Origin of the sequence: Micromonospora maritima, assembly GCF_902825405.1 — a bacterium.
Lineage (GTDB): Bacteria > Actinomycetota > Actinomycetes > Mycobacteriales > Micromonosporaceae > Micromonospora > Micromonospora maritima.
On sequence record NZ_CADEAU010000262.1, the window covers coordinates 1 to 7,705 of the forward strand.

4 protein-coding genes are annotated in these 7,705 nt (G+C 74.1%); 1 reads left to right on the forward strand and 3 read right to left on the reverse strand.

The window, feature by feature from the left end; genetic code table 11:
- The coding region (locus tag HUW36_RS20995; protein WP_174529729.1) for an FAD-dependent oxidoreductase at positions 1-744 on the reverse strand (744 nt) is incomplete at its 3' end.
- Positions 737-5,422: a glutamate synthase large subunit gene (gene gltB, locus HUW36_RS21000; RefSeq protein ID WP_174529730.1), complete on the reverse strand. Its 4,686-nt coding sequence runs from the start codon at positions 5,420-5,422 to the stop codon at positions 737-739. The genes gltB and HUW36_RS20995, both read right to left, overlap by 8 nt.
- A 145-nt stretch (positions 5,423-5,567) precedes the next feature.
- On the opposite strand from gltB, the gene HUW36_RS21005 reads away from it, so the two are divergent.
- Entirely contained in the window at positions 5,568-6,410 is an 843-nt protein-coding gene (locus HUW36_RS21005) for a GNAT family N-acetyltransferase (RefSeq protein ID WP_174529731.1), read from the forward strand.
- Between the two features lie 39 nt (positions 6,411-6,449).
- Here the strand turns inward: HUW36_RS21005 and HUW36_RS21010 are convergent, their stop codons facing one another.
- Positions 6,450-7,637 (reverse strand): FAD-dependent oxidoreductase, encoded by a 1,188-nt coding sequence (locus tag HUW36_RS21010; RefSeq protein ID WP_174529732.1) that lies wholly within the window; start codon positions 7,635-7,637, stop codon positions 6,450-6,452.
- Positions 7,638-7,705 lie beyond the last annotated feature (68 nt).

Sequence of the window (7,705 nt, forward strand, 5' to 3'; positions counted from 1 at the left end):
GGTGCCCGGGGTGTCCCGGCCCTGCAACGCGCCGCAGGCGAGCAGCACCGCGTCGTGCTCGGCGCGCAGCTGCGCGGCGGTCACGTCGACGCCGACCTCGACGCCGGCGCGGAACCGCACCCCCTCGGCGGTGAGCTGGGCGACCCGGCGGTCGACGTGCTGCTTCTCCAGCTTGAAGTCGGGGATGCCGTAGCGGAGCAGGCCGCCGATCGCGTCGTCGCGTTCGTACACGGTGACCGTGTGACCGGCACGGGCGAGCTGCTGCGCGGCGGCCAGCCCGGCCGGGCCGGACCCGACCACCGCGACCGACCGGCCGGTCGGCGCGGACGCGGGCCGGGGCCGCAGGCCGTCGCGGGCCACCGCCGCGTTCGCGATCTCCACCTCGACCTGCTTGATGGTGACCGGCTGCTGGCCGCCCAGGCCCAGCACGCAGGCCGCCTCGCACGGCGCCGGGCAGAGCCGGCCGGTGAACTCGGGGAAGTTGTTGGTGGCGTGCAGCGACTCCACCGCCGCGTCCCAGTTGCCGGTGCGGACCAGGTCGTTCCAGTCCGGGATGCGGTTGCCCAGCGGGCAGCCGTCGTGGCAGAACGGGATGCCGCAGTCCATGCACCGGGTGGCCTGCTCGCGGACCAGCTCCTCACCGGCCGGCGGGTAGACCTCCCGCCAGTCGGAGATGCGCACCGGCACCGGACGGCGGGCCGGCAGCCGCCGGTCGTAGCGCAGGAATCCGTTCGGGTCAGGCACGAGCCACCTCCTGGGCGACCACCCGCGGCGCAGGTGGCACGGACGCGGAAGGCTGAGCCGCCGGGGCGGCTGTCGCCGCGAGTGCGCTCATCACCGCGTCGTCGACGTCTCGGCCGGCGGCTTCGGCGGCCCGCATGATCTCCATGACCCGGCGGTAGTCCCGGGGTACCACGGCGGTGAACTCCTCCACCGCCTCCGCCCAGCGCTTGAGCAGGTCCTCGGCCACCGCCGAGTCGGTCTCGGCGAAGTGGCGCTGGACTAGCGCGTGCAACCGGTCGCGCTCCTCGTCGCGCAGCGGAGACAGGTCGACCAGCTCGGCGTTGACCAGCCGGCGGTCGAGCCGGTGCACGAACGCGGTGCCGCCGGACATGCCCGCGGCGAAGTTGCGCCCGGTCGGCCCGAGCACCACCACCGTGCCGCCGGTCATGTACTCGCAGCCGTGGTCGCCGAGGCCCTCGACCACGGCCACCGCGCCGGAGTTGCGCACCGCGAACCGCTCGCCGACCCGACCGCGCAGGAACACCTCGCCGCCGGTCGCGCCGTACAGGATCGTGTTGCCGGCGATGATCTGGTCCTCGGCCCGACGGCCCGGCTCGGCGTCGGCGCCGACGAACGGCGCGTCGGTGTCCGGCCGGACCACGATCCGCCCGCCGGACAGGCCCTTGCCGACGTAGTCGTTGGCGTCGCCGTGCAGGCGCAACGTGACGCCGCGCGGCAGGAACGCGCCGAACGACTGGCCGGCGGTGCCGCGCAGCAGGAACTCGACGGTGTCGTCGGGCAGCCCGGCGCCGCCGAAGCGACGGGTCACCTCACCGCCCAGCATCGCGCCGACGCTGCGGTGCTCGTTGCGCACCTCGACCTCGACCCGGACCGGGCTGCCGTCGCGCAGCGCCGGACCGGCCAGCTCGATGAGCCGGTTGTCCAACGCCGCGTCGAGGCCGTGGTCCTGGGCGCGGACGCCCCGGCGGGCCGCGCCCTCGGGCAGCTCCGGCAGGTGCAGCACACGGCTCAGGTCGAGCCCGTGGCCCTTCCAGTGGTCGATCGCGTCGACGACGTCGAGCAGTTCGGTGTGCCCGATCGCCTCGTCGATGCTGCGGAAGCCCAGCTCGGCCAGGTAGCCCCGGACCTCCTCGGCGAGGAAGAGGAAGAAGTTCTCCACGAACTCCGGCCGGCCGGTGAACCGCTCCCGCAGCACCGGGTTCTGTGTGGCGATGCCGACCGGACAGGTGTCCAGGTGGCAGACCCGCATCATCACGCAGCCCTCGACGATCAGCGGCGCGGTGGCGAAGCCGAACTCCTCGGCGCCCAGCAGCGCGGCGACCAGCACGTCCCGGCCGGTCTTGAGCTGGCCGTCGACCTGCACGGTGACCCGGTCGCGCAGCTTGTTCAGCAGCAGCGTCTGCTGCGCCTCGGCCAGGCCCAGCTCCCACGGCGTGCCGGCGTGCTTGAGCGAGTTGAGCGGGGACGCGCCGGTGCCGCCGTCGTGGCCGGAGATGAGGATGACGTCGGCCTTGAGCTTGGCGACGCCGGCCGCCACGGTGCCGACGCCCACCTCGCTGACCAGCTTGACGTGCACCCGGGCGGCCGGGTTGACGCACTTCAGGTCGTGGACGAGCTGGGCCAGGTCCTCGATGGAGTAGATGTCGTGGTGCGGCGGCGGGGAGATCAGGCCGACTCCCGGTGTGGCGTGCCGGGTCCGGGCGATCCACGGCCAGACCTTGTTGCCGGGTAGCTGCCCGCCCTCGCCGGGCTTCGCGCCCTGCGCCATCTTGATCTGGAGGTCGTCCGCGTTGACGAGGTATTCGCTCGTCACGCCGAACCGGCCGCTGGCGATCTGCTTGACCGCCGAGCGGCGCGCCGGGTCGTGCAGCCGCTCGACGTCCTCGCCGCCCTCGCCGGTGTTGGACTTGCCGCCGAGGCGGTTCATCGCGATCGCCAGGGTCTCGTGCGCCTCGGCCGAGATGGACCCGTACGACATGGCGCCGGTGGCGAAGCGCTTGACGATCTCGGTGGCCGGCTCGACCTCGTCCAGCGGCACCGCCGGGCGTACGCCGGTGCGCAGCCGGAACAGCCCGCGCAGCGAGCCCGCCTGCGCGGCCAACTCGTCGACCTTGGCGGTGTACTGCCGGAACACGTCGTACTGGCGGCTGCGGGTGGCGTGCTGGAGCAGGAAGACCGTCTCCGGGTTGAACAGGTGCAGCTCGCCCTCGCGGCGCCACTGGTACTCGCCGCCGATCTCCAGCCGGTCGCTGGCCTGCGCGCCCGGCGCCGGCCAGGCCCGCGCGTGCCGGGCGGCCACCTCGGTGTGGATCTCGGCCAGCCCGATGCCGCCGATCGTGCTCGGCGTGCCGCGGAAGTACCTGTCGACCAGGCGGGTGTCCAGGCCGACCGCCTCGAAGACCTGCGCACCGCAGTACGACGACACGGTCGAGATGCCCATCTTGGACATGATCTTCAGGACGCCCTTGCCGAGCGCCTTGACGTAGTTGCGGACCGCCTTCACCCGGTCGACGCCGGCCAACGTGCCGGTGGAGATCATGTCCTCGACCGACTCGAAGGCGAGGTAGGGGTTGACCGCCGCCGCGCCGTAGCCGATCAGCACGGCCGCGTGGTGCACCTCCCGGCAGTCGCCGGACTCGACGACCAGCGCCACCTGGGTGCGGGTCTGCTCGCGGACCAGGTGCTGGTGCACCGCGGCGGTGAGCAGCAGCGACGGGATCGGCGCCAGGTCGGCGTTGGAGTCCCGGTCGGAGAGCACCAGGATCCGGACGCCGTCCTCGATGGCCTCGGAGACGTGCCGGCAGATCTCGGTCAGCCGGGCCTTGATTCCGGCCCCGCCGTCGCGGATCCGGTAGAGCCCGGAGACCCGGACCGCCTTGAAGCCGGGCAGGTCGCCGTCCTCGTCGATGGAAAGGATCTTGGCCAGCTCGTCGTTGTCGATCACCGGGTAGGGCAGCACGATCTGCCGGCAGCTCGCCGGACCGGGATCGAGCAGGTTGCCCTCCGGCCCGATCGTGGACGCCAGGCTGGTCACCAGCTCCTCCCGGATGGCGTCCAGCGGCGGGTTGGTGACCTGCGCGAAGAGCTGGTGGAAGTAGTCGTAGAGCAGCCGCGGCCGGGTGGACAGCGGCGAGATCGGCGTGTCGGTCCCCATCGAGCCGAGCGGCTCCGCGCCGCTGCGGGCCATCGGGCCGAGCAGGATCTTCAGCTCCTCCTCGGTGTAGCCGAACGTCTGCTGCCGGCGGCGCACCGAGTCGTGGGTGTAGACGGTGTGCTCGCGCGCGGGCAGGTCGTCCAGCTCGATCAGACCGGCGTGCAGCCACTCCTGGTACGGCTGCGCGGCGGCCAGCTCGGTCTTGATCTCGTCGTCGGAGACGATCCGGCCGTTGACGGTGTCGACCAGGAACATCTTGCCCGGCTGGAGCCGGCCCTTGGCGACGACGGTGGACGGGTCCAGGTCGAGCACGCCCGCCTCGCTACCGAGCACCACCAGGCCGTCGGCGGTGTGCCACCAGCGGCCCGGGCGCAGCCCGTTGCGGTCCAGCACCGCGCCGACGATCTCGCCGTCGGTGAACGCGACCGAGGCCGGGCCGTCCCACGGCTCCATCAGGCTGGCGTGGAAGCGGTAGAACGCGCGCTTGTCGGCGCGCATGTCCGGGTCGTTCTCCCACGCCTCGGGGATCATCATCAGCACCGCGTGCGGCAGGCTCCGGCCGGCCAGGTGCAGCAGTTCGAGCACCTCGTCGAAGTTGGCCGAGTCGGACGCCGCCGGCGTGCACACCGGGAAGACCCGCCGGATGTTGCCCGGCACGTTGGGGCTGCGCAGCAGCGCCTCCCGGGCCTGCATCCAGTTGCGGTTGCCGCGGATCGTGTTGATCTCGCCGTTGTGCGCGATGAACCGGTACGGGTGCGCCAGCGGCCAGGACGGGAACGTGTTGGTGGAGAAGCGCGAGTGCACCAGCGCGATGGCACTCACCACCCGCTCGTCGGTCAGCTCCGGATAGAACGCCGGGAGCTGGTCGGGGGTGAGCATGCCCTTCCACACCATCGTCCGGCCGGACAGCGACGGGAAGTATGCCGGCACGCCCCGCTCGGCGGTCTCCCGCTCGACCTGCTTGCGCAGGCAGAACGCCACCCGGTCCAGGTCGAGGCCGGCCAGCGGGGACCCGGCCGGGCCGGCCGGCGAGTCGGTCAGCCGGTGCGCGGCCACGAAGAGCTGCCGGACCCGGGGCATCGCCGCGAGCGCGGTCTCGCCCAGGCCGGACGCGTCGGTCGGCACCTCGCGCCAGCCGAGCACGTCGGCGCCCTCGACCAGCGCGTACTTGTCCACCACCTGGCGGGCGCGGGCCTCGGCCGCGTCGTCGTCGGGCAGGAAGACCAGACCTGTCGCGTACTGGCCGGCGGGGGGCAGCGGGAAGTTGACCACGGCGCGCAGGAACGCGTCCGGCACCTGGATCATGATGCCGGCGCCGTCCCCGGTGTTGTGCTCCGCGCCCCGGGCGCCCCGGTGGTCCAGCCGGCAGAGCGCCCCGAGGCCGTTCGCGACGACCTGGTGCGAGCGCCGCCCGTGCAGGTCGGCCACGAAGGCCACACCGCAGGCGTCGTGCTCGTGCGCGGGGTCGTAGAGCCCCGTCGTCCCTGGGGCCGGCTGCGGGCTGAGAGGGTACGGAAAGGCCACCGGGCCTCCTGTCGTCACTCAGGTTGGATCATGGTGGGGACGACGTCGGCCCGCTGGGGTTTATTGAGTCTACGTTAGGGCGTACGGCGCAAGGCCAGTTCAGATTGATCACACTTCCAGATGCTGGGACGTGTAGTCTCGCGCGGTGGATGTCGTACGAGGTGACGTACTCGACCGGTTGGAGCGTTTCTACGACGCGGTGCCCCGCGACGGGGCCCGGACCGAGGAGTTCGACTCCCTGGTGCTCTTCGTCCGCGACGGCGCCGGTTGGCCGTTCTACGCCCGGCCCCGTCCCGACGCCGCCGGGGTGCCCACGCTGGCCGAGGTGACCGCCGTCCGCGCCCGGCAGCGGGAGCTGGGCCTGCCGGAGGCGTTCGAGTGGGTGCACGAGCACCAGCCCGAGCTGCTCGCCGTGGCCCGCTCGGCCGGGCTCACCGTGCTGGAGGCGCCGCTCATGCTGCTCGAACCGGAGCGGCTGCCCGACCCGGGGACGTTCAGTGACGTACCGGTGCGGGTGCTGGACCCCGGCGACCCGGGATTCGCCGCGGACATCGCGCTGCGCCGGGCCGTCGCCGCGGTCGGCTTCGCCCACGGCGGCACCGCCCGGGGCGAGGCCGGGCCGGCCGAACGGGACGCCGCGATCGCCCGGCTCGACGTCGAGGCGCTGGAGGAGGAGGCCACCCGGGTGGCCGACGGCCGGCGCGTCTCGGTGCTCGCCGGCACCCCGCACGAGGGCGCGCTGGCCAGCGGCATGGCGATGCGGGTGGGCGACGTGGCGGAGATCGCCGGCGTGGCCACGCTGCCGTCCGCCCGCCGACGCGGGCTCGGCGCGGCGGTCACCGCCACGCTGGCCCGGGAACTGCGCGCGAGCGGCACCGACCTGATCTTCCTGAGCGCCGGCAGCGAGGACATCGCCCGGGTCTACCTGCGGGTCGGCTTCCGCCGCGTCGGCACCGCCTGCATCGCCGAGCCGGCCGCCGTCATCTGAGCACCGACCCGCCCGGACGGGGCCGGAACCCCGACGCGGTCAGGACGGCGGTTGCCAGGCGGCGGCCGCCGCGGCGGCCGTGCTGCGCATCCGCGGACTGATCGTGCCCAGCGCCGCGTCCCGGGCACGCAACGCCAGCCGGCCCCGGGTCTGCAGCACCGCCGACATGCGGCGGGTCTGCCGGACCATGGTGGCCGCGCGAGGCCGGCGCAACCTGTCGTAGCCGGTCACCGCGTCGGGCAGCCGGGACTCGCGCAGCAGCCCGGCGAGCGTGGCCGCGTCCTCGAAGGCCAGGCAGGCGCCCTGCCCCAGGTGCGGGGGCATGGCGTGCGCGGCGTCGCCGAGCAGCACCACGCCGCCCGGCCCGACTCCGAAGCCGTACGCCCGGGGCAGCGGCCGCAACTCGCGGATCTCCTGCTGCACCACGTCCGCCGGGTCGGTCGCCTCCAGGAGCGTGGCGATCGGCGCGGGCCAGCCCGCGTACCAGCGTTTGAGCAGGGCCAACTGGATCTCCGGCGGCTCGGGGCGGGGCGCCCCGGCGGCCGTGGCCACCCAGTAGATGCCGCCCCGACGGGACGCGCCGGCGGTGCCCCGCTCGCCGAGCGAGGCGGCCACGAACCGGTAGCCGGCGCCGAGCGTCTCGCCGTGCACCGACTGGTCGGCGGGGAGCTGCGGCGCGCGGTACCAGGGGATGACCGCCCGCCAGGCGGCGCAGCCGGAACTCACCACCGTCGTCTCCGGGGCGAGCTGCCGGCGGATCTCGCTGTCGGTGCCGTCGGCGGCCACCACCAGGTCGGCCTCGAACGTGTGCCGGCCGTCGCCCACCGCGGGACGCTCACCGGGCACCGCGCGCACGGTGCGTACGCCCACGCCGGTACGCAGCTCCACCTGGTCGCCCAGCCCGGCGATGAGCGCGTCGTGCAGGTCCTCCCGGTGCACCACCACCGGCATCCGCTCGGCCGGGGTGGGCCGGGGCTGCACCAGCCACTGCCCGTCCGGGCGACGGATCCCGCCGTCGGGCAGCGGCGTGGCGATCGCGTCCAGCCCGGCCCCGAGCCCGAGGGCGCGCAGCGCGCGTACCCCGTTGGGCCAGAGCACCACGGCGGTCGGCTCCGGCCGGACCCGGTCGGCCCGTTCCAGCAGCGTGACCCGCCAACCGGAGCGGGCCAGCGCGCCGGCCACCGCCATCCCGCCGAGGCCCGCGCCGACCACCACCGCGCTGCGCATGGCTCCCCCGCTCAGCTGTCCCGGTCCGTCGGGCGCCCGACGGCGTCCGCCCGACCGGCGTCCGCGTG